General features: G+C 68.7%; 23 protein-coding genes. 10 read left to right on the top strand and 13 right to left on the bottom strand.

Translation table 11 applies throughout. The features are described from left to right. Positions 1-42: 42 nt before the first annotated feature. Positions 43-924 carry an IS3 family transposase gene (locus tag AMYBE_RS0121350; protein ID WP_020661425.1) on the bottom strand — a complete coding sequence of 294 codons (882 nt, stop codon included), beginning with the start codon at positions 922-924 and terminating at the stop codon, positions 43-45. After that, on the bottom strand, positions 921-1,232 hold the full coding sequence (locus AMYBE_RS0121355) for a transposase (protein WP_020661426.1): 312 nt from the start codon (positions 1,230-1,232) through the stop codon (positions 921-923). The genes AMYBE_RS0121350 and AMYBE_RS0121355 overlap by 4 nt, the downstream gene beginning before the upstream one ends. 961 nt (positions 1,233-2,193) lie before the next feature. Between AMYBE_RS0121355 and AMYBE_RS0121360 the strand changes: the two genes are divergently transcribed. Beyond that, positions 2,194-2,544, top strand: a complete 351-nt coding sequence (locus AMYBE_RS0121360) for a hypothetical protein (RefSeq protein WP_020661427.1) — start codon at positions 2,194-2,196, stop codon at positions 2,542-2,544. A 59-nt stretch (positions 2,545-2,603) separates the two neighbouring features. On the opposite strand, the gene AMYBE_RS0121365 is transcribed toward AMYBE_RS0121360, so the two are convergent. The 5 genes from AMYBE_RS0121365 to AMYBE_RS43435 all read right to left on the bottom strand — a co-directional run bounded on the left by AMYBE_RS0121365 (position 2,604) and on the right by AMYBE_RS43435 (position 7,038). Further along, positions 2,604-3,479, bottom strand: a complete 876-nt coding sequence (locus AMYBE_RS0121365; RefSeq protein WP_034288991.1) for a DUF2637 domain-containing protein — start codon at positions 3,477-3,479, stop codon at positions 2,604-2,606. A gap of 190 nt (positions 3,480-3,669) precedes the next feature. After that, entirely contained in the window at positions 3,670-4,080 is a 411-nt protein-coding gene (locus AMYBE_RS46260; RefSeq protein ID WP_245573233.1) for a tyrosine-type recombinase/integrase, read from the bottom strand. Between the two features lie 14 nt (positions 4,081-4,094). After that, entirely contained in the window at positions 4,095-4,922 is an 828-nt protein-coding gene (locus tag AMYBE_RS46265; protein ID WP_245573234.1) for a hypothetical protein, read from the bottom strand. 148 nt (positions 4,923-5,070) lie between these two features. Next, entirely contained in the window at positions 5,071-5,307 is a 237-nt protein-coding gene (locus AMYBE_RS45010; protein ID WP_020661429.1) for a hypothetical protein, read from the bottom strand. 513 nt (positions 5,308-5,820) lie between these two features. Next, on the bottom strand, positions 5,821-7,038 hold the full coding sequence (locus AMYBE_RS43435) for an alpha/beta hydrolase (RefSeq protein ID WP_020661430.1): 1,218 nt from the start codon (positions 7,036-7,038) through the stop codon (positions 5,821-5,823). 101 nt (positions 7,039-7,139) lie between these two features. Here AMYBE_RS43435 and AMYBE_RS0121380 point away from each other — a divergent pair, with 101 nt between their 5' ends. Next, complete coding sequence (locus tag AMYBE_RS0121380) at positions 7,140-7,790, top strand: TetR/AcrR family transcriptional regulator (protein ID WP_020661431.1); 651 nt, start codon at positions 7,140-7,142, stop codon at positions 7,788-7,790. Positions 7,791-7,797: 7 nt separating this feature from the next. On the opposite strand, the gene cuyB is transcribed toward AMYBE_RS0121380, so the two are convergent. Further along, positions 7,798-8,502, bottom strand: a complete 705-nt coding sequence (cuyB, locus tag AMYBE_RS0121385; protein WP_020661432.1) for a cysteate racemase — start codon at positions 8,500-8,502, stop codon at positions 7,798-7,800. Then, entirely contained in the window at positions 8,499-9,506 is a 1,008-nt protein-coding gene (gene cuyA, locus AMYBE_RS0121390; RefSeq protein ID WP_020661433.1) for a D-cysteate sulfo-lyase, read from the bottom strand. The genes cuyB and cuyA overlap by 4 nt, the downstream gene beginning before the upstream one ends. 266 nt (positions 9,507-9,772) lie before the next feature. Here cuyA and AMYBE_RS0121395 point away from each other — a divergent pair, with 266 nt between their 5' ends. Beyond that, a complete protein-coding gene (locus AMYBE_RS0121395) occupies positions 9,773-10,798 on the top strand; it encodes a YncE family protein (RefSeq protein ID WP_020661434.1) in 1,026 nt (341 codons plus the stop codon). A gap of 361 nt (positions 10,799-11,159) precedes the next feature. Here AMYBE_RS0121395 and AMYBE_RS0121405 read toward each other — a convergent pair whose 3' ends face one another. Further along, a complete protein-coding gene (locus AMYBE_RS0121405; RefSeq protein WP_034287157.1) occupies positions 11,160-12,221 on the bottom strand; it encodes a LacI family DNA-binding transcriptional regulator in 1,062 nt (353 codons plus the stop codon). Positions 12,222-12,312: 91 nt separating this feature from the next. Here AMYBE_RS0121405 and AMYBE_RS0121410 point away from each other — a divergent pair, with 91 nt between their 5' ends. Continuing rightward, on the top strand, positions 12,313-13,065 hold the full coding sequence (locus tag AMYBE_RS0121410) for a polysaccharide lyase family 7 protein (protein WP_020661437.1): 753 nt from the start codon (positions 12,313-12,315) through the stop codon (positions 13,063-13,065). 137 nt (positions 13,066-13,202) lie between these two features. On the opposite strand, the gene AMYBE_RS0121415 is transcribed toward AMYBE_RS0121410, so the two are convergent. The 3 genes from AMYBE_RS0121415 to AMYBE_RS0121425 all read right to left on the bottom strand — a co-directional run bounded on the left by AMYBE_RS0121415 (position 13,203) and on the right by AMYBE_RS0121425 (position 15,701). Continuing rightward, on the bottom strand, positions 13,203-13,883 hold the full coding sequence (locus tag AMYBE_RS0121415; RefSeq protein WP_020661438.1) for a TetR/AcrR family transcriptional regulator: 681 nt from the start codon (positions 13,881-13,883) through the stop codon (positions 13,203-13,205). Positions 13,884-13,956: 73 nt separating this feature from the next. Next, positions 13,957-14,718 carry a 3-hydroxyacyl-CoA dehydrogenase gene (locus AMYBE_RS0121420; protein WP_020661439.1) on the bottom strand — a complete coding sequence of 254 codons (762 nt, stop codon included), beginning with the start codon at positions 14,716-14,718 and terminating at the stop codon, positions 13,957-13,959. Positions 14,719-14,729: 11 nt separating this feature from the next. Further along, positions 14,730-15,701 (bottom strand): NAD(P)H-dependent flavin oxidoreductase, encoded by a 972-nt coding sequence (locus tag AMYBE_RS0121425; RefSeq protein WP_027927870.1) that lies wholly within the window; start codon positions 15,699-15,701, stop codon positions 14,730-14,732. A 144-nt stretch (positions 15,702-15,845) separates the two neighbouring features. On the opposite strand from AMYBE_RS0121425, the gene AMYBE_RS0121430 reads away from it, so the two are divergent. The 6 genes from AMYBE_RS0121430 (at position 15,846) to AMYBE_RS0121455 (ending at position 22,303) form a co-directional block, all read left to right on the top strand. Next, positions 15,846-17,024 (top strand): thiolase family protein, encoded by a 1,179-nt coding sequence (locus tag AMYBE_RS0121430; RefSeq protein WP_020661441.1) that lies wholly within the window; start codon positions 15,846-15,848, stop codon positions 17,022-17,024. A gap of 9 nt (positions 17,025-17,033) precedes the next feature. After that, entirely contained in the window at positions 17,034-18,191 is a 1,158-nt protein-coding gene (locus AMYBE_RS0121435) for an acyl-CoA dehydrogenase family protein (RefSeq protein WP_020661442.1), read from the top strand. A gap of 1 nt (position 18,192) precedes the next feature. Further along, positions 18,193-19,269, top strand: a complete 1,077-nt coding sequence (locus tag AMYBE_RS0121440; RefSeq protein WP_020661443.1) for a CaiB/BaiF CoA transferase family protein — start codon at positions 18,193-18,195, stop codon at positions 19,267-19,269. 66 nt (positions 19,270-19,335) lie between these two features. Beyond that, positions 19,336-20,541 carry an acyl-CoA dehydrogenase family protein gene (locus AMYBE_RS0121445; RefSeq protein WP_020661444.1) on the top strand — a complete coding sequence of 402 codons (1,206 nt, stop codon included), beginning with the start codon at positions 19,336-19,338 and terminating at the stop codon, positions 20,539-20,541. Continuing rightward, positions 20,538-21,575, top strand: coding sequence for a phosphotransferase family protein (locus AMYBE_RS0121450; protein WP_020661445.1), 1,038 nt, complete (start codon positions 20,538-20,540; stop codon positions 21,573-21,575). Before AMYBE_RS0121445 ends, AMYBE_RS0121450 begins: the two co-directional genes overlap by 4 nt. After that, positions 21,572-22,303, top strand: a complete 732-nt coding sequence (locus tag AMYBE_RS0121455; protein WP_020661446.1) for an SDR family NAD(P)-dependent oxidoreductase — start codon at positions 21,572-21,574, stop codon at positions 22,301-22,303. The genes AMYBE_RS0121450 and AMYBE_RS0121455 overlap by 4 nt, the downstream gene beginning before the upstream one ends. Positions 22,304-22,307: the final 4 nt, after the last annotated feature.

Raw genomic sequence — 22,307 nt, forward strand, 5'->3', positions numbered from 1 at the left:
TGGGGTTGACCCGTTTTGACGGACAGGGTCGTTGAGGTGTGGTCAGGCTACTTGACGCGTGGTTGTTTCGTAGGTGTTGGGGCTGAGGTAGCCGAGGCTGGAGTGCAGTCGGCGGGTGTTGTACCAGCCTTCGATGTAGTTGAAGATCGCTTTGTGCGCGCTGGCGCGGGTAGGCCAGCTGCGCCGGTCGATCAGTTCTGCTTTGATGGTGGCGAAAAACGATTCGGCGACGGCGTTGTCCCAGCACTGTCCCTTGCGCCCCACCGACAAACGCACGCCGTGCTCGTCGGCGAGAGCGCTGAACTGGGCAGACGTGTATTGGCATCCGCGATCGGAGTGGAAGATCACCCCGGGTTCCGGTCGACGCTGGGCGACGGCGTTGTTGAGCGCGTCGGCGATGAGGCCGGTGCGCAGGTGATCGGCGGTGGCCCAGCCGACGACTCGGCGGGAGCCGAGGTCGATCACCGTGGCCAGATACAGCCAGCCCTCCCAGGTGTGGATATAAGTGATGTCGCCGCACCAGCGAGTGTTGATATCGCTTGTGCTGCAAGAGAAGTCCCGTTTGATCAGATCTGCCGGGGTGCTCGCGGCCGGGTCGGAGACGGTGGTGGTGCGCCACCGTTTCGGCGTTCGTCCGGCGCGGCCGGCGGCGCGCAGGAGCCGGGCGACGCGCTTGCGGGAGTGCCGGTGCCCGCGGTTGCGCAGTTCGGCTTGCACTCGCGGTGTTCCGTAGGTGCCGTTCGACTCGTCGTGGATCGCGGCGATCTCCTCGGTCAGTTCCGTGTCCTGCCGTGCACGGGCGGACGGTCCGGCGGCGCGGTGGGCGTAGTAGGCGGCTCGGGAGATCTTCAACAGGGTGCACGCGCGTTTGACGTTGCCGCCCTCGGCAGCGTTCTCCGCCTCGATGAACGGGTAGACGTTCACCGGATCTCCTTCGCGAAGAAAGCTGTCGCTCGTTTGAGGATCTCCACGTCCTCGGACAAACGGCGGTTCTCCCGCCGCAACCGGGCCAGCTCGTCCCGTTCGTCGCTGGTCAGCCCGTCGGTGCGGGTTCCCGCGTCCAGCTCGGCCTGGGTCACCCACTGCCGGACGGCGGTCTCGGTCAGGTCGAAGTCCTTCGCGACCTGACCGACCGAACGGTCGCCGCGCTGGCACAGTTCGACGATCTCGGCCTTGAACTCCCGCGTGAACGAACGACGAGGTCGAGGCTTCTTCTTGCCCATGGTGTCCATGATGAGGGACATCCTTCCGGGGGCACATGCCCCCTCATCTCAGGTGTCCGTCAAAACGGGGCATCCCCACCCACCATGCCTCCGAGTCGAGCAAACCTCTGGTCGGCGCAGCAGCGATCTGCGCAACCGACGCCGACGCCGCGGCGCGCGGCGGCGTTACGGCCGACCCAGCGGGCGGGACGCTCCGAGTCGTCGATCCAGCCGGCCGACCTGCGGGCGCGTCAGCTTTCGTCGACGACGGCGGCGATGGATCGACCATCGATCCGACCAGACCGACAATGAGGAGAACCACGAACGCCCCAGCCGCCCACAGCACAACCTTCTTCCACCTGGGCATTCGACGTCGTCCGGCCCCGGGTTCCGCCGGAACGTCGGTAATCGGCCGTTCACGAGGTTGCTGCACGCCCATCGACACTCCGCCCTGACTCCGTACAGCACAACATCGACGAGCAACGACGCGACGTTACGAGATCGCGCTGTGACCCATGAACGGCACATCGGCGACAGTTGGACCGACGACCCGCCACCGACGCCCCCGCTCATCCCTACGGCTCCGGATCGCAAAGGCTTCGCACGTCTGCTCCGAGCACGCAGCGGCGCGCGAGGCACGCTCTTTGATCGCCCTTGGTTGGCGCGCGACGCTGGCATCCGCGGGCCGATTGCGATCAGCTCCCAATGTTCACGAGCCTCATGGCCGTTTTCAGACGGGCCGAGATCATTCGCGTAACAGCCGGGTACCAGTCGGCGACATCGAAGGACAACTCGCGGATCTGCTGAACCTTTCGACACAAACCGTCCCCATGCCCAGACGATCGCGGAGGCCGCAGAAGCGATGATGCACCGAAAGCGACAGATCCAGCGCACATTTCTCCTAGTTTTCTGCGCCGGCACCATCGCCGCCTGCGCCGCACCCCGCCTTCAGACAGCGAGCTCGCCGACAACGGCAGCCTCCTCAGCACCGGTGCCGAGCACTTCCTCGACCGACAGCCCCCAGCCCCCGACTACGTCCCCGCCACAGTCCACCGGCAAATCCGAAACCCCGCCAACGAACTTCCCGTCGGCGGCGCTGCCCGAGGGCTACCCGAAGGTCGTCAAGGTCGCTTCGCTGCCCGACCAAGTGCGCAATTGGTTCCAGATGCAAGGCACAATCCAGGCTGTACAACTCGCCCCCGGCGTCTGGACCGCGTTGCAAGACGGCGCTGCCGTCGAAGACGCCGTCAACGCCGGCGTACTCGACGGCTTCTGCAGTTCAATCAAGGCATTCGAACGCCGATACCGCAGCGGACGCACCTACCCTGGCGCATGCTGGTGACAACAATGCGATCAACGAGTTCGATCACTCGGTCACCCTCGCTGATCGCCACAGCCGCCTCACTCCGAACGACCAGCCCAGAACGCTGCAGCACCAAGGCGAGCTGCAGATGATGCCTGCAACGACTGACTGCGACGCCTTCGCCCTAGGGGGCCTTCCAGCACCTCGCTGCTCGAGCCAGCCCGCAATCGGCCGACGGCCGACACGAGCTCGGCCCCCGGTTCCGGTCCCGTACCGGACAAGGCATCAGCGCCCGCCAGCCGACCCGATCGCCGCCACCGACGAATAACCCGACGACCGTAGTTGTGCGTTCCCGCCACCCGATCCAATTCCGCCCCACTCGGCGAACGCCCCACAGCAACCTGCTCCACGTAGTAGATCCACATCTGCTCCTCCGCCGTCACCCCTCCATCCCCGGCGAGACCGTCCGAGACCACCGGCTGAACCGCCGCTCCAGTCTCGGTCTCGCGACCACCCGCGATCGCCTCGACCTCGTCTCGCCCGGACACGGTCTCGGAGCAACTCTCGACGGCCCGCTGCTTCAACGCCCGGTTCAACAACTCCACCGCGAACAACAACGCCACCGGCGGACACGCCGCCACCACCACCTGCAACGAACTCAGCACTGGAGCCGACCCAATGTTTGCCAGCAACGACAACCCGATCCCGAACACGAACGCCGACCACGCCACCCACCGACCATGCTCCCGCCCGGCCCGCCGCCGCTTCCACAACTCCACCGTCGCGATCGTCAACAACCCGTCCACCAGCAACGGCCAGACCGACGCCGTCGACATATCGGCACCGAACCGGAGAGCGAACTCCCGGCCGTGGCGATACGACGCATACGCCGCCCCGACCGCAACCAGGCCGGTGCACCCGCACTGCACCCACAGGACAAGGTTCGGAGCAACCCGGTCCCGCTGCGCGCCCATCACGACACCGCACCTGCCACACGACCGAACGCCGGCAAAAACCGCCGAGCAGAGCGTGCCGGACCAGACGGCAGAGCCCGGCACCTGCGAGCCCGAGGGGAGCCCGAGCGCGCAGAAACCCGACGACAAACGACGACACCACCCGACACCAGCGACACCCCCGCACCGAGGAAAATGACCCTGCCCGACATCACGCGACACCACCCGAACCATGATCAAAACGACTCTTAACCAGCGGGTTCGGGGTTCGAGTCCCTGATGGCGCACCCTCAATCCCCAGGTTGTCGGAAACGACAACCTGGGGTTTTGTGTTATGCGGACGTTGTTCTTCCGGTTGTGGACTGTCCATTGTGGTCTCCTGCGAGCCCGAGGGGAGCCCAAGAGCGCGGGCCGGGTGCAGAACAGCCCGTCGGGGGATGGCTCCGGCGAGGCGGCGGGCGGCGTCGGCGGCGAGTTCCTGGGCGACGTTCGTGTAAAGGTCCATCGTGACCTTGATCGACGAATACCTCGGGATGTGCTGGATCACCTTCATCTCCACCCCCGCCGCCAGCATCAGGGTCGCGGCGCCGTGGCGGAGCCCGTGCAGTGTGATCGGGGGCAAGCCCGTCGCCTCGATCAGCCGGGCGAACTCGTCGGCGACGTCGGCGGGCTGCCGTCGGGGCGCGTGAAGAGCAAGTCGTGTTCCCGCCAGGAACTGCCCAGACGCGCCTTGGCTTCGTCCTGACGTGCCAGATGCGCGGCGAGGACGAGCACCGTGTCGGGATCCAGCGGCACGATCCCTCCGACGAGGGGGTCTTGGGTTTGGACTGACCGTTTCCCACCCGTACTGCACGATCTGGTTCGCCACTTCGAGACAACCAGCGTCGAGGAACGTGTCCGACCGGCGCTGCCCGCACGCCTCGCCCCACCGCAACGCCGCGGCTTCGGCCGCTCCGCCCGGGGCAACTCCACCAGCACCGCCACATTCACGATCAACAGGCCCTCCCGCCCCCGCCGGTTCAGCAATGCACGCAGGGTTTCCCGGATCCGGTGCAGCGACAACGGGCCGACCGGGCGCTGCCACTTCACCGCCGCGGCCTTCCTCGGGTCGCCGCTCTCCCGGTCCTGCTCGATCAGATCATTGTTCTCCACGATCGCCTCGAACATCGCGTCCAGATGCGCCACCCGCAGCTTGTCCCGGCGGACCTTCCCCAGATGCGGCCGCAGCAGCCGCACATGCGACTCGTAGGAGCGGTAGGTGTTGCGGCTGACCGTGCGCTTCTTCACCGCGAGGAACTCGTCGAACTCCTTGTCCATCAACGGATGCTCCAACGCCGCCGCCCGCACCAGCCGCCGGACCGTCTCGACCTCAGGCAACGGGTCCTTCTTCGCGATCACCGTGACGAGCAGGTCGCTGATCTTGCGCAACGTCTCCTCATCGCCCTCCCCGGCGATCCCGAGCAAGTCTCGGACCCGCCCGAGACCCGTCTCGGCCTCCGTCGCGCTCGCATACCCGCCGCGCCGCCGGGGCCGGCGATTGCCCGCCGCATCCGGCGGCAGCTCGGTCCGGAAGAACGACTGACCGTGTCGCTTGTTCGTCAGCTTCGGGCAGTCATCGCCCAGCGGCTTCTTGTTGCCGTCCCGGCACGAACACCGCGACCAGTGCGGAGACGTACGCCTCGACCGTCGGTTCCGCGCCAAGCTGGCCGGCGACCCGGTAGTCGCGCAGGCCCCAGTACGGCGGCGATGTCACCGCGCAATCGCCCGAGCCGGCTGGAAGGAGCCGCGACTGGTCAGCGGCGTCGCCTCGGTAGAGGACCACTTGACCGTCGTCGTAAGACAGAACCATCGCTGCCCCTCCGTGTCCGGTGAACGTTCCGAGACACGGAGGAAACGACATAATCCGATACGACATCGGCAGCCGATCTGCACACGAAAGCCTTGGAAACCTGTTCTGACGCAAGCGCACCGGTGTTTTGGCAGCACGGCCGGACTATCGACGCAGCGCCGTGACCACCTTGCGAGCGACGGGTCGAAGGCGGCCGTCGGCAGCAGGTCGTAGCGGACACGAGAGCGGAGGTGGCGGGAACGGATGTGTCGGTGGAGGACAAAGACCTCGATCACGCTCGCTGCCACCGCCGCGGTCACCAACCACAGCGCGGCACTCGTGAGTGCCTGATCCATATCGAGCGCCTGCAGCGCGCTGTTCCCCTGCATGACCTGACGGTCATGCGCTTGCGGGAACAAGTCGGCATTACGAGCAACCCAGGGCCACCCACAACGCACAGATGCGTCCCCTTCTCTCGAGGACGTTCGAGGCAGGGCCGCGAGAGTCCCGACTTGATGTGCCGGCGGGTCGGTGTCAGGGCCGGGTTCCCAGCGGGGTGGCGTCGGCGAGGAAGCGCAGCAGGAGGGTGCGGCTGATCGTGGCGCCGATGCTGTGGAAGTCCGCATCGAAGGCGTGGTCGCTGTACGGGACGGCGTGGTAGGTGACCAGGTTGCCGGCGGTGGTGAGCTGTCCCGCCAGGGCGCGGACGGTGGGTTCGGGGATGAGGTGGTCATTCATTCCGGTGACCAGCAGGGTCGGCATGAGACCAGGACGGACCTTGCTCGAGGCCGAGGCGTAGGCGTAGCGGTCGGGGTACTGGGCGGGGGTGCCTCCGGTGTAGGTCAGGGCAGCGCTCCGGCCGTATCCGAAGAGCCCGTTGCTGGTGTAGATGGCGGCGATGTCACTGGGCGGGAAGAACGCCGCGACCGCGACGGGCCGCTGCGCCGGGGTGCCGCCGCAACTGCTGGCGACCGAGTGGGCAGCGAGACCGTAGGAGGCGTTGAGGGCGAGACTGCCCCCGGCCGATCCGCCGGACAGGACAATCTGACCGGGGTCGATGTCGTAATCGGCGGCGTGGGTCTCGATCCAGGACAAGGCACAGACGATGTCGCCGGTGGCACCCTGCCACAGCGGCTGCGGAGCGAGCCGGTAGTCCACGGAGATGACGGGGTACCCCTGATCGGCGAGATAGCGGTAGAGCCGGTCCTGTTCGGTGAAGCTGCCCGCGGTGAACCCGCCGCCGTGGATCCACATCACCGCCGGCCGTGGGCCGCCTGTGGCATGACGCGGCAGCCACACCCCGGCTCGCAGTTCCTGTCCGCCGATGCGGGCGTAGGTCAGGGTCTGGTCTGGCGGGGCGGCCGGGCCACGGGTGTCGAACAGATCGGCGGCATCGAGTGCTACGTGCTCGCTGGCGGCGAATGCGAGCTGCCCGGCCAGCGCGGTCCCCGATCCGCCCAGCGCGGCAATCGCGCTGACCGTGATCCAGACTGCGGCCGTTCGGGCTCTGCGCCGCAGGAGGACAGCCCCCACCAGCAACACGGCGCCGGAGAGCACGAACCACAGCGCCCGGGGGTCGACGACCAACGATCCCACGGTGCCCAGGCCGGGGACGGCCGGGAACACCGCGCCCAGTACCAGCAGCGCCACCGCGACCGCGCCGGCCACCACGAGGATCAGAGCGGCGCGGCGCGCGGCGCGCGACGAGCGGTGAAACCGGCTTGTGGTGGGCGGTGCCGAGCTGAGAGACATGACCAAACCTCGCTAGTACGCTACCGTTCCGATGGAACACTGTCGTTCCATCGGAACGTTAACGTACATTTGCGGTGTGCGAAACGTGAGGGAGGGCACGGATGGAGGACCATGAGGACCACAGTGGCTCGCGCAAGCTGGTAGGCGCGGCCCTGCCGAGCCAGAAAGTGAGCCGGGCGATCCGCGATGCGTGCGTGGCCGAGCTGACAGAACGCGGGTACCGCGCGATGACGATGGAAGCCGTGGCGCGACGCGCGGGCGTGGGCAAGGCTGCGCTGTACCGCCGTTTTCCGGGCAAGCAGGAGCTCACGCTGGCAACCATCCGCGAAGTCACCGACGTACTCGGCCCGGACTCCGTGGACGGACAGGACCGCGCCGTGCCCAGCGCCGGCTCACTACGCGACGACGTGCGTGCCCTGGTGGGCTCCACGGAGCGGTGGCTGCACGATCCGCGGATCTTCAGCGACCTGATCGCCGAGGGACAGCGCGATCCCGAATTCCTCAGCCTGCTGCGCACCACCATCGCCCGGGTAAGGGAACGACCCGCGGCTCGTATCGCAGCCCGCGCTCGCGAACGCGGCGAACCGGTATCGACCGACGCGCTCGACCTCGCTGCCGACCTCGCCGTGGCAGGAGTGTTCTGGCGCATCGCAGTAAGCGAGGCACCGATGACCGAAACCTACCTCGACGAGGTAACCGACCTCATATGCGCAGCCCTCACCGCAACATCCACAAGCCGAACCGGCGCGTGACAGCGGATCAGCCGCGACAGTGCGCGACGACGGCGATCGCAAGCTCGTCGGCCGGGTCCACCAGCCGCGGCAGATCGCTGTTCCCGCGCGGCAGGACCAGCGGGAGTTCCGTGCACGCCAACACCACGGCGTCAACGGAATCGCGGGCCATCCGCCGAACAGCCTCGACGGCGAATTCCCTGGCCGCGCCGAGGTCGCCGCGTTTGGTCGCCGAAATCGCCGCGTCCACGCTGCCTTGCGTGTCCGCGTCCGGTTCGACCGGGCGGATGCCGGCCGCGGACAACCGGTCCTGATAGAGCCGGCTGTGCAGCACACCTCGCGTGCCGAGCAGGCCGGCCGTGCGTGGCGCGCCGCCGGCGGTGACCACTGAGGCGACGGTCGCTTCGATCATGTCCACGAAACGCAACCCGGTCTCGGCGACCAGGCGCGGCAGGAAGACATGCGCTGTGTTGCACGGCATCGCGGCGATCGTGACACCGAGGTCGCGCAATCGGGATGCGCCGTCCAGCAGAGCCGGATATGGCTCCGCGGTGCCGTTCAGCACCGCGTGGACCCGGTCCGGCACGGTCGGATCGGCCCAGACAGCGACCCGGAGGTGGTCTTGATCCCGGCGGGCGGGGGTATGCCTGATCAGCCGTGCGTAGAAGTCGGCTGTCGCAGCGGGCCCCATGCCACCGAGAATGCCGACCAGGTGCGCGGTTTTCGGCGTCATGACGCCGAAAACGTGGAGCGGTAGCCGAACAATGCCGCGCTGCCACCAGTGTGCACGAACACGACGTTCTCCTCCGGCGCGAAACGCCCCTCGGCGATGTTTCCCAGGAGACCGGCGAAGCCCTTGCCGGAGTACACCGGGTCGAGCAGGATTCCTTCGGTGGTCGCCAGCAGTTTCAGCGCGTCCACCATCGCGTCGGTCGGCACGCCGTAGCCGCCGCCGACCCAGCGGTCGTCGACCAGCACGGCTTCCTCGAGGATCTGTGATTCCGCACCGAACAGCGCGGCGGTGCGCCGGGCCAACCGGTACACCGCGGCGCGTTGTGGCTCTTCCTTCTGCCGGACGCTGATGCCCAGCACCTGAGCGTCGTGGTTCATCATCCGCAATCCGGCGACCAGCCCGGCCTGGGTGCCGGTGCTTCCTGTGGCGTGCACGACCCAATCGATCGGGATCGGCGCGGCATCGAGCTCCGAGGCGCAGGCCACGTAGCCGAGTGCGCCGGTCGGGTTGGATCCGCCTCCCGGGATGACGTACGGCTTGCGGCCTTCGCCGCGGAGGCGGTCCGCCAGGTCTTCCATCACGGCCTGCATGTCCGTGCCGGCTGCCGGCCTCCCGACGATGCGAGCGCCGAGGATCTCGTCGAGCAGCACATTGCCCGAGTGCTCGTACTCCTCGTCGCGTTCTTGCCGGCGCTCGAGGAAGAGCATGCAGTCCATCCCCGCGACGGCAGCCGCGGCCGCCGTCTGCCGAGCATGGTTGGACTGGGTGGCGCCTTGGGTGATCAGCGTGTCCGCGCCCTGCTGGATCGCCTCGCCGACAAGGAATTCCAGCTTGCGCGTCTTGTTGCCGCCGGTGGCAAGACCGGTGCAATCGTCCCGCTTGATCCACAACGCGGGAACGCGAGGATGAAGGTCGCGCAGCCGCTCGGTCAAGCGGACCAACGGCTCGAGCGGGGTCGGGAAGTTCCCCAGCGGGTGACGTGGGTATCGAGCAAGTGCGACCATCGTGAGCCCTCTCGTCAACGGAGTCGGATCTGCCAGCGGCACCCACTCCACAGGATCCGGGCGCCCCCGTCCAATGCCAAGTGCGCCGAGGCTATGCGTCTTCCACATCTTCACGGCCTCGTCAACGACCGGCGTTTTCGGTCGGCCAACACTTCGCGTTCGATACCGAATCGCCATCGCGACCACCTCACGTTCCCGGCGCCTGCGCTGCGGGCGCTGTAACCTCGGTTGCCGTCGAGCCGGAGCTCGAGAGATGGACGGATGCGATGACGCGGACGCGCTGGCTGCTGCTGAGCGCAGTCCTCCTGGCCGCAGTGCTGGCGATCGTGCTGGTCACGCGCGGCAGCGACCGGCCCCCGTCCGCGGCGCCGCTGCCGCTGCGGGCAGCCGGGCAGGTGACGCTGCCCGGCGGCAACTCCCGATTGGACTACGCGAGCCTCGACGCCGAGCGGGGATTGCTGTTCGTCGCGCACCTGGGCGCGAGCGAAGTCACCGAGGTCGACGTGCGCGCGCACCGGGTGGTGCGCACGATCCGCGACCTGGCGCAAGTGCACGGCGTGCTGGCGGTTCCGGCGCTGCACCGGGTGTTCGCGACCGCGACCGGGGCGAACCGGATGGTCGCCCTGGACGAGGACACCGGCGCGGTCCTCACGCAGGCGGCGACGGGCGAATACCCGGACGGGCTGGCCTTCGACCCGCGCCGCGGCGCGGTGTGGACGACCAACGAAAGCGGCGGTTCGGAGACCGTCGTCGACGCGGCGAGCGGGGCCGTGCGCGGCACGATCCCGCTCGGCGGCGAAGCCGGCAACGTCGTCTACGACCCGGCCGGGGACCGGATGCTGGTCGCCGCGCAAGGCACCGGCGACCTCGCCGTGATCGACCCGGCCACGTTCGCAGTGACGCGGCGGCTGCCGCTGCCCGGCTGCGACCACGACCACGGACTCGCCCTCGACACCACGAGCCAGTTGGCTTTCGTGGCCTGTGACGGCAACGCCACGCTGCTCACCGTGGACCTGAACACCGGGCAGGTGACCGGGACCAACCCGGTCGGGCAGGACCCCGACGTACTGGCCTACGACCCCGGCGCGCACCGGCTGTACGTTGCGGCGGAAAGCGGCACGGTCACCGTGCTGGACCTGCACGGCCGGGCGCTCGGCGTGACCGGGGCGGGGCACCTGGCCGACGGCGCGCACGTCGTCGCGGTCGACCCGGGCAGCCACCACAGCTTCTACCCAGTGCCCGCCGACACGGACGGCCGCCCCGCGCTGCTGGAGGAGCAACCCGCCCCCTGAGCGCGGGACGCCCGCACCTGGACGGCAGCCGACGCGCTGGGCATTGGTCGCGTGCGAGATCAGGTAGTCGAGGTCGCCGGCCATCGCGTCGCCGAGAGCGGAGAGATCGGCCGGGACGACTTGGGCGGGCCGCCGATGAGTGAGTCGGTCGTACGGAAGCCGACACCGTCTGTTCCGACAGCCGCCGCCACCGGCGGCGATCCAGTCCATCTCCAGCCTGTCACGATTCTCAGCGTGCCAGAATCGTCGGCGTCGGAATTCGCGACGACCTGAGACACTAAGACGTCCATCGGCTGGAACAATTCTTGCGGATCGCCCTCAGGTCCGCTTCTGGTCTGGGCGCAGTCTCACTGTTTTCTGATCAAGCGTGCGGAGCAGTGGAGGCGCGGACGATGAGATCGGGCCGCAGGAGAACGGACTGCCCCGGCCCCGACGTCTCGCCTTCGACGCGCTGCCGAAGCTGGCTGAACGCGGCCGCCGCGAGCTGCGGAAGAGGTTGGCGGACAGTGGTCAGGGGAGGTGCGACGAGGTCGGCGAGCATGATGTCGTCGAACCCGGTAACCGAGATGTCCGTGCCGACCGTCAGGCCGGCGTCGCGGACGCCAGCGCAGACTCCGAGGGCACAGAGGTCGTTGATCGCGACGATCGCCGTCGGCGGCCGAGGCCGCGCCAGCAGCTCGGCCACCGCGGCACGCCCGAGCCCCGCCAGGTCGACGTCGCCGTATGCCTCGGCTTCCGGGGCAGGCCAGACCACGAAGTCCGACAAGGACAGTCCGGCGGCCTCGATCGCACCTCGGAACCCGCGGAACCGCTCCGCGCGGTTGACACTGCGCAGCGAACCGGAGACGAACGCGAACCGGCGGTGGCCCAGCTCGAGCAAATGCCGGGTCGCCAGCGCCATCCCCAGCGCGTTGTCCACCGCGACGTCGGTCAGGCCCGGCGGGTCGTCGGGCTGCGCGATCCGGTCGAACGCCACCAGGTGCATGCCCCGCTCGACCACCGCCGTCGCGTGGGCCAGAGACGGGAGCGCGGAACAGAGAACCACGCCCCGGACCCCGTCGTCCCACAGCTCCTCCAGGTAGCTGCGCTCCCTCTCGGGATCGCGCTCGCTGTTGCACAACAGGACGCGATAGCCCTCAGCCAGCGCAGCGCCCTCGAGATGCCGGGCGAAGGAGCCCCAGAACGGGTTGGCCACCGACGGCACGACCAGTCCGATCACCCGGGTCCGGCCGGTGCGCAGCTGGCGGGCGGCCTGGTTCGGCCGGTAACCCAGCCGGGTGATCGCCTGCTCGATCCGGGTCCGCGTACCTGCCTGCATCCGCCCCACGCGGCCGTTCAGGTAGTTGGAAACGGTGCTCGGCGACACTCCGGCCGCCTCTGCCACCTGATAGATCGTCACCACGGCACCAGTGTATCGGTGCACCGCACGATTCCTTTCTGTTGACGTCTGAAGATCTCCGACATAGCCTCATCGGCGACCATTTGGTAAATCGATGCACCAGCTTGGGGGCGCCATGAACATCCGAGCCGCCCTGATCGGGCTGGGCTTGACCACCACGTGCGTGCCCGCGGTCGCTGCGGCACCGGCCGCCGCCGCGGACTGCCAGTACCCCGCCCAGGTCCTCGACCTGACGAACTGGAAGGAAACGCTCCCGCTCGGTTCGGCCGGCAAGCCCACCGAAATCCGGCAACCGGAGCTGGCCACCTACACGCGCTCGCCCTGGTTCACCGCCACTCCGAGCTGTGCCGGAGTGCAATTCCGAGCCGCGGTCAACGGAGCGACGACCAGCGGGTCGAAGAACCCGCGCTCCGAACTGCGCGAAATGACCGACAACGGCCAGGAGAACGCCTCCTGGTCGTCCACCTCCGGCACGCACACGATGACCATCTCCGAGGCGGTCACGAACCTCCCCGCCCAGCGCCCCTACGTGGTTGCCGGGCAGATCCACGACGCCGATGACGACATAGCAGTGTTCCGCCTCGAAGGCAGCAAGCTGTATGTCACCAACGGCGACGACAGTCACTTCAAGCTCGTCACCTCTGACTACGCCCTCGGCACGACCTTCGAGGCGAAGTTCGTCGTCCACGGCGGCCAGGTCAACGCCTACTACAACGGCGTCCTCCAGACCACCATCTCCACGGAGTTCTCCGACGCCTACTTCAAAGCGGGCGCCTACACCCAGGCCAACTGCGACAACTCATCCCCCTGCGACGACGGCAACTTCGGCCAGGTGGTGATCCACCAGCTCACCGTCACACACAGCTGACGCAACGCCGCCAGGCCGGTCAGTGACCTCGGCCGACAATCCACCATCGCTTCGCACCGACAGGCGACCCCGCAGGAAACGACCACCGATCCCGCTGGCAAGGGCGGCCCGACAGTCGAACGGCTTTGCGGACCAGGTCAGGCCACCCGAGCCTTGCGGCGGCGCGGCGGACGAGGCCCGGGCCGACGGCTGAGACCGACTGTCATCAACGCGATGTCGACGTAGCGCTCCGCGAGCTCGTCTGGCGTCAACGGGCCGTCGGGCCGGTACCACCGCACGATCGCCTGGCACATGCCGAGCAACGCCCGAGCCGTTTCCGCCGGCTCTTTAGGGGTGAAGATCCCTTCTCGGGCACCGGTCTCGACGATGCCGCTCAGCACATTCTCGACTTCTTTGCGGCGCTCGGCATAGTGCTGGCGATTCTCCGGCGAAAGGTGCCGGAGTTCGTTGTCCAGTGTCGCGAGCTGCCGCCGGTGGGCCATGTGCAGCACGATGGCCTGAATGACGTTGACGAACTGCAGGTCCACTCGGCCGGGCGCCGCGTCGGCGGCGGCCCGCACGCGCCACGCGGCTTCCCCGGTGCCGAGATCCAGCAGAGCCGCGAAGATGCCTTCCTTGCTTTCGTGGTGGTAGTACAACGACGGCACCGTCAGGCCGACGCGACGCGAGATGTCGCGCACGGTCGCGCCGTGGAAGCCGTTCTCCTGGAACACTTCGAGCGCAGCGGCCAGGATCGGCGTCAGCTCGAGCGGTTCGAAGACGCGCCAGTCGCTTCCCGGTTCACCGGCCGGACTCGTCGGCTCGTTCCGCCGATCCATCGTTTACCCCGCTGTCCTGGCTGTACCGCCAGCATCGACTCTGCCTAGCGAGCGCTAGTCTATGCAGCGGAGGTCAGCGAGGGCTCATCCGGATCGCTCCGTCGAGCCGGATGGTCTCACCGTTCAGCATCGGGTTCTCCACGATGTGCTTGGCCAGTGCGGCGTACTCGGCCGGATCGCCGAGCCGCGACGGATGCGGCACCTGGGCGCCCAGCGCCGTTATGGTCTCCTCCGGCAGAGAAGCGAACAACGGCGTGCGGAAGAGCCCGGGCGCGATGGTGACGACCCGGATCCGCAGGCTCGCCAGATCGCGGGCGATCGGCAGGGTCATCCCGACGATCCCGCCCTTCGACGCCGAGTAGGCAGCCTGGCCGATCTGCCCGTCGAACGCCGCGACCGAGGCGGTGTTCACGATGACGCCGCGCTCCTCGCCTGCCGCGGCGGCCCGCGACATCCGTTCCGCGGCCAGCCTGATCACGTTGAACGTGCCGATCAGATTCACGGTGACGATCTTCGAGAAATCGGGCAGCGGGAACGGCCCCTGCTTGCCGACTGTCTTGATCGCGTTGCCGATTCCCGCGCAATTGACCGCGACCCGCAGCGGCCCCAGCGCAGCGGCCGCGTCGAGCGCCGAAGAGACCTCGGCCTCGCTAGTCACGTCCGCCGCGGCGAACAGCACCCCCTCGCCCAGCTCTTCGGCCACCGCCTCCCCGTCCGACGACGGCAGGTCCACGACGACGACCTTGGCGCCCGCGCCGTGCAGGGCGCGCACCGTTGCCAGCCCGAGTCCGGATGCTCCACCGGTCACCAAGGCGACCGAACCTGCGATATCCATCTCTTCTCCTCTCAGTTCAGCAGGCCGGCCAGCCGGCCCGCGATGAGTTCACGCGCCTCGACGACGATCCGGCCGATCAGCTCCGCGACCGTCGGTACGTCGTGGATGACGCCCTGCACGAGACCGGCGGTCCAGACGCCCAGGTCGAGATCACCGGTTTCGAACACCTTGCGGCCGCGCGCGCCCGCCACCAGCTCGCGCACGTCCTCGAACTGTCCGCCCTGGCCCAGAATGGACACGACCTCGCCGCTCACCGCGTTGCGCGCGACCCGAGCGGTGTTGCGCAGCGGCCGGAAGATCAGCTCGGTGTCCCGTTCGGTGGCCTCCACCAAGCGCTGCTTGACCGCATCGTGCACCGGCGCTTCGACAGTCGCCAGGAAGCGGGTGCCCATGTTGATCCCGTCCGCTCCGAGCGCCAGCGCCGCGACCAGACCGCGGGCGTCCCCGAAACCGCCCGACGCGACCATCGGGATCGTGATCTTCTCCGCCGCGGCGGGGATGAGCACGAGTCCCGGGATGTCGTCCTCCCCGGGGTGGCCGGCGCATTCGAACCCGTCGATGGAAATGCCGTCGACGCCGAGTTCCTGCGCCTTGACCGCGTGCCGGACGCTAGTGCACTTGTGCAGCACCTTCACTCCGCCGGCGCGGAACGCCGGAAGGTGCTCCGCCGGATTGAACCCGGCCGTCTCCACGACCGGCACTCCGGTTTCCACGATCACGTCGCGGTACTCCGCATACGGCGGCGGATTGATCGAAGGAAGGATCGTCAGGTTCACCCCGAACGGCTTGTCCGTCATTTCCCGGCACCGCGCGATCTCCTTGGCGAGGTCCTCCGGCGTCGGCTGTGTCAACGCCGTGAGGAAACCCAGACCGCCGGCGTTCGCCACGGCGGCCACCAGTCCCGCACGGCCGACCCACTGCATGCCGCCTTGCACGATCGGATGCTCGACTCCGAACACGTCGCAGAACCTCGTACGCACCATTTGCTCACGGCCCTCTCGCATCGGCAGTGGCGATCACGCTACTTAACGATCGCTAGATAGCGGAGTGACTCACGTCTCGGTCCGCACTGTCTTGACATGCCCTCCTCTACTTAGCGATCGTTAGATCAATCAAGGAGGTCTGTCATGACCAGTGCCGTCATCGTCGACGCGATCCGCACCCCGTCGGGCAAGGGCAAGCCAGGCGGGCAGCTTTCCGAAGTGCATCCGGCCGACCTGCTCAGCCGTGTCCTGCGCGCCTTGACCGAGCGGACCGGACTGGACCCGGCCCTGGTCGACGACGTGCTCGGCGGCTGCGTGTCCCAGGCCGGCGAGCAGGCCCTGAACATCACCCGGAACGCCGTTCTCGGGGCCGGATTCCCGGATGCCGTGCCCGCGACCACCATCGACCGCCAGTGCGGGTCGAGCCAGCAGGCGGCGCATTTCGCCGCGCAGGGCGTGCTTGCCGGTGCCTACGACGTCGTGATCGCGTGCGGAGTCGAGTCGATGAGCCGGGTTCCGATGGGCACGCCGAGCCTCGGCAAGGACGCGGCCGGGCCGGCGGTGGCGGCGCGCTATCCCGAAGGCTTGGTCAACCAGGGCGTGTCTGCCGAACTGATCGCGGCCCGATGGAAGTTCGGCCGGTCCGAATTGGACGAATTCTCGGCGCAGTCGCACGCACGGGCCGCCACGACCGCGGCATCGGGCGGATTCGCCGCCGAAATCCTGCCGGTCCGGGTCGGCGGCACGACGCTGACCGCGGACGAAACCGTCCGAGGCGGCACGACGGCCGAAAAACTCGCCGGCCTCTCCCCCTCGTTCCGCAACGACCAGGCGGCCCAACGATTCCCGGAAATCGACTGGAAGATCACGCCGGGCAACTCCTCGCCACTGACCGACGGCGCGTCCGCGGTGCTGATCATGAACGAGCAGAAGGCAAAGGCACTCGGCCTCCGCCCGAAGGCCCGCTTCCACAGCTTCGCGGTGACCGGCAGCGACCCCCTGCTCATGCTGACCGGCGTCATCCCCGCCACGGAGAAGCTCCTCGCCCGAGCCGGTCTGTCTATTCAGGACATTGATGCCTACGAGGTCAACGAGGCGTTCGCTCCCGTCCCGCTCGTGTGGCAGCGGGAGCTGGGCGCCGACCCCGACCGGCTCAACCCGCGCGGCGGCGCGATCGCACTGGGCCATCCGCTCGGCGCCTCCGGCACCCGACTGCTCACCACGCTGGTCCACCACCTCGAAGCGACCGGCGGCCGCTACGGGCTGCAGACCATGTGCGAAGGCGGCGGCATGGCCAACGCCACCCTGATCGAACTTCTCTAGGAGCCCTCCATGGACCGAAACCTGTTCACCGCCGACCATGACCGGTACCGGGAAGTCGTACGCGAGTTCGTGATCCGCGAGGTGGCGCCCAACCTCGAGCGCTGGGACCGCGACCGGCTCATCGACCGGCCAGTCTGGCTGGCGGCCGGCAAGCAAGGCCTGATCGGACTGAGCATTCCCGAGGCCGACGGCGGCGGCGGGCAGCCGGACTACCGGTACCAGGTCGTGCTGATCGAGGAGCTCGCCCGCGCCGGCGCGGCGTCACTGATATCCAGCTTTTCCCTGCAGGACAACATTGTCGCGCCGTACGTCCAAGAGCTGGGCACCGCGGAGCAGAAACGGCGCTGGCTGCCGGGCATGGCAGCGGGCGAACTCATCGGCGCGATCGCGATGTCCGAGCCCGGCGCGGGCAGCGACCTGCAGGGAGTCCGCACCACTGCCCGGCGCGACGGCGAACATTGGGTCGTCAACGGGCAGAAGACGTTCATCACCAGCGGCGTGAACGCCGACTTCGTCATCGTCGTCGCCCGCACCGACCCCGACGCGGGCTCGCGAGGATTCAGCCTGATCGTGGTCGAGACCGGGACACCCGGGTTCACCCGCGGGCGCAAGCTCGACAAGATCGGACTGCACGCTCAAGACACCGCCGAGCTGTTCTTCGACAACGTGCGCGTCCCGGCGGCGAACCTGCTCGGCGAGGAGGGCCGCGGATTCGTGCAGCTGATGGAGCGGCTCCCGCTCGAACGGCTTTCCATCGCCACCGCGGCGCTCGCCGGCGCGGAGGCCGTGTTCGCCGAGACCCGCCGCTACTGCTTCGAGCGCACTGCCTTCGGCAAGCCGATCGGCGACTTCCAGAACACCCGGTTCCAGCTCGCCGAGATGTCGACCGAACTGGACGTCACCCGCGCTTACCACGATCAGGCGGTCCGAGCGCTGAACGACGGCACGCTGAGCGCCGTCGACGCCGCGAAGGCCAAGTGGTGGGCCACCGAACTGCAGAAACGCGTGATCGACCGGTGCCTGCAGCTGCACGGCGGCTACGGCTACATGCTCGAGTACCCCGTCGCCAAGGCTTTCCTCGACTCGCGCATCCAGACCATCTACGGCGGTACGACGGAGATCATGAAAGAGATCATCGGCCGCGACCTCGCCCGGACGGCGGGCTGACGTGGGCGGCCCGCTCACTGGCCTGCGGGTCGTCGAGCTGGCCGGCATCGGCCCCGGCCCGCATGCCGCGATGATCCTCGCCGACCTCGGCGCGGACGTGGTGCGGGTGGACCGCCCGGGCACCAGGGAACGCAACGCGCTGCTGCGCGGGCGCCGCTCGGTCTTCGCCGACCTCAAGACGCCCGCGGGCCGCGACCTGGTGCGGCGTCTCGCCGCGGTCGCGGACGTGCTCGTCGAGGGATTCCGGCCGGGCGTCGCGGAACGGCTCGGCGTCGGGCCGGCCGACTGCCTGGCCGTCAATCCCCGTCTGGTCTACGGGCGAATGACCGGCTGGGGGCAGGACGGCCCCCTGGCGTCGCGCGCGGGCCACGACATCAACTACCTCAGCCTCACCGGCGCCCTGCACGCCATCGGCCGCGCGGGGCAGCCTCCGGTGCCGCCGCTGAACCTCGTCGGCGACTTCGGCGGAGGATCGATGTTCCTGCTCACCGGTGTGCTCGCCGCGCTGTGGGAACGGGAGCGCTCGGGCCGCGGGCAGGTCGTGGACGCCGCGATGGTCGACGGCGCCAGCGTGCTGTCGCAGATGATCTGGGCGTTCCGCGGCGAAGGTGCCTGGACCGACGAGCGCGGAACCAACCTCCTCGACGGCGGCGCCCCGTTCTATGACACCTACGAATGCGCCGACGGCCGGCACGTCGCGGTCGGAGCGATCGAACCGCAGTTCTACGCCAAACTGCTGGACGGACTCGGCCTGGACGCCGCCGGCCCTCCCGACCAGCTTGACCGCGAGGGCTGGCCCGCCTTGCGCGCCCGGTTCTCCGAGATCTTCCGCGCACATCCGCGACAGCACTGGGAGAAGGTGTTCGCGGACACCGACGCCTGCGTGACCCCGGTACTGACCTTCGCCGAGGCAGAACACCATCCTCACCTCGCGGCGCGCGGCACGATCACCGAACTGGACGGCGTGGTCCAGCCCGCGCCCGCACCCCGTTTCTCCCGGACCACGACCGATGTTCCCAGCGCTGCGCCCGAGCCCGGCACGGACACCGCCGCCGTGCTGTCGGACTGGAAAGCCTGAGACGGCCCGACCACCGCGTGCCTCACCGGCGGCCAAGCGCAGATTTCACGCAAGCAAGGAGACACCGTGCCAGTCGACTTCGCCCTCGCCCCCCAGGTGGCCGACCTCGTGCAGCGAACCGAGGCCTTGGTCCGCGACGTCGTTTTGCCCGTCGAAACGGCGCATGGCGGTTCAGCGCACGACGCGCCGGAGGACCTGCGACGCGGCCTTCAGGACGCCGCGCGCGCGGCCGGGCTGCTGAGTCCGCATGTCAGCCGGGCTTTCGGCGGTCTGGGACTCGGCCTGCGCGACCGCGCGCCCGTGTTCGAGGCCGCGGGCTACAGCCTGTTCGGCCCGCTCGCACTGAACTGCGCCGCACCCGACGAGGGGAACATGCACCTGCTGGAGCGGGTCGCGACCGCCGGACAGCAGGAGCGGTACCTGCGGCCCCTCGCCGCCGGCGAGATCCGCTCCTGCTTCGCCATGACCGAACCCGCGCCCGGTGCCGGGTCCGATCCGAGTGCTCTCGCGACGACAGCGCGGCGCACCGAAGCCGGCTGGGTTCTCAACGGCCGCAAATGGTTCATCACCGGCGCCCGCGGCGCGGACTTCGCCATAGTCATGGCGCGCACCAGCGGCGAACCCGGCTCTCGCGGCGGGGCGACGATGTTCCTGGTCGACGCCGAGACGCCCGGCCTGACGCGGACCCGGGACGTCGACACCCTCGACGAGAGCTTCTTCGGCGGCCACGGCGAGCTGGTTTTCGACAATGTGGAGGTATCCGCCGACGCCGTGCTCGGCGAGGTAGACAGGGGTTTCGAATACGCCCAGGTCCGGCTCGGCCCCGCGCGCACGACCCATTGCATGCGCTGGCTCGGGACCGCGCGCCGCGCGGCTGACGTCGCGCTCGACCACGCGGCCGCCCGTCGCGCATTCGGCGCGCGCCTCGGCGACCTCGGCATGGTGCAGCAACACCTCGCCGACAACGAGATCGACATCGAGGCCAGCCGCGCCCTCATCCTCCAAGCCTGTTGGACGATCGACACCGGAGCGCCGTCCGGGCACCTCACGTCCATCACGAAGACGTTCGTCGCGGAGGCGGTCAACCGCGTAGTGGACCGGGCGCTGCAAGTGTGCGGGGCACTCGGTATTTCCGGCGACGCGCCGCTGTCGCGCCTGTATCGCGAGGTGCGCCCGTTCCGAATCTACGACGGCCCGTCGGAAACGCACCGCTGGTCCATCGCCAAGCGAGCGGTCCGCGAGGCCGCGAAACGAGCGGAGGCCGGACGATGACCAGGTCCTGCCAGGTGCCGCCCGGCATCGATCTCCCAGCGGTGCGACGCTATTTCGCCGACCACGTCCCAGGATCGACCGGCAACCCGAGCATCGAACTCATCGCGGGCGGAAAGTCCAACCTCACCTACCGGGTCGACGAAGGCGAACACCAATGGGTCCTGCGGCGGCCGCCTCTCGGCCCGCTGACGCCGACGGCACACGACATGGCCCGGGAATTCCGCGTCGTCGCGGCTCTCCGCGACAGCGCCGTGCCGGTCGCTCAAGCTGTCGCGCTCTGCGAAGACACCACCGTGCTCGGCGTTCCGTTCGCCGTCGTGTCCTATGTAGACGGATGGACGCTCCGGGGTGCGGCCGACGCGGCCGCCCTGCCGGCCGAAGACGCGCGTCGCTGCGCCGAGGCGCTGGCCGACTCGCTCGCCGCTCTGCACGCAATCCGCCCGGCTGAGGTCGGACTCGATGACTTCGGCCGCCCAGACGGGTATCTGGAACGGCAGGTGCGGCGCTGGCGCGGACAGTGGGCCCGAGTGGCCACCAGGCAACTGCCCCAGCTGGACGCCCTCGGCACGCGCCTCTCCGAGGCGATTCCGCCGCAGAGCACTCCCGGCGTCGTGCACGGCGACTACCGCCTCGACAACACGATCCTCGCCCACGACGACCCCGGCCGCATCCTCGCGGTCGTCGACTGGGAAATGGCCGCCCTCGGCGACCCGCTCGCCGACCTCGGGCTGCTGCTGACCTACTGGGACCCGGTCTCCGAACCCGTGCTCGGCGTCCGCCACGCCCCCAGTGCCAACCCGGGGTTCCCCGACGCGCGCGAACTCGCGGAGCGGTACGCGAAGTCCAGCGGCCGCGACCTGACCGAACTGAACTTCTACCACGCACTCGGCTGCTTCAAACTCGCCGTCATCGCCGAAGGAATCCACCAGCGTTACCTCGCCGGCCAAACCGTCGGAGAAGGCTTCGACACCGTTGGCGCGGCCGTTCCCGCCCTGCTCGACGCCGGACTGCGAACCCTAGGAGCACGCTCATGAAAACGGCTCTGGTCACCGGCGCTTCACGCGGCATCGGGCTGGAGATCACCCGCCGGCTCGCGGCCGAAGGCTATGCGCTGACGATCGCCGCACGGCGCGAACCCGGCCTGCTCGAAGTCGCAGCCTCGTTGCGCGAAACCGGCGCGGAGATCCACGCGGTCGTCGCCAACCTCGCCCGCGAAGAGGACATCACCCGGCTCGCCGCCGAGCATGCCGAGAAGTACGGCGCGCTGGACTTGCTCGTGCTCAATGGCGGCGTCGGCGCCGAGGGCCGCGTCGCCGAACTGCCGCTCAAAACCTACGACCTGGTGCTGAACGTCAACCTCCGCGCACAGTTCCAGCTGATCCAGGAGACCCTCCCGCTGCTGCGGAAATCAGCCGGCACGGCTCCCGCGCGCGGCGCGAAGATCGTCGCACTGGCCTCCATCACCGGCGTCGCAGGCGAGCCCGGTTTGGCCGCCTACGGCGCGAGCAAGGCGGGCTTGATCTCCCTCTGCGAGACGGTCACGCTCGAGGAATCCCGCAACGGCATCACGGCGACCGCGCTGTGCCCCGGCTACGTGGACACGGACATGGCTGCCCAGAAGCGCGACACCATCGGGCTCGAAACGATGCTCACCACCGGTGACGTCGCCGAGCTCGTGCTTGCGGTGTCAAGACTGTCGGCACACGCCGCCGTGCCAACGATCGTGCTGAGCCGGGCTGGAGAGCAGATCTGGCGGGCGTGAAACC

Source organism: Amycolatopsis benzoatilytica AK 16/65 (genome assembly GCF_000383915.1).
Classification (GTDB): domain Bacteria; phylum Actinomycetota; class Actinomycetes; order Mycobacteriales; family Pseudonocardiaceae; genus Amycolatopsis; species Amycolatopsis benzoatilytica.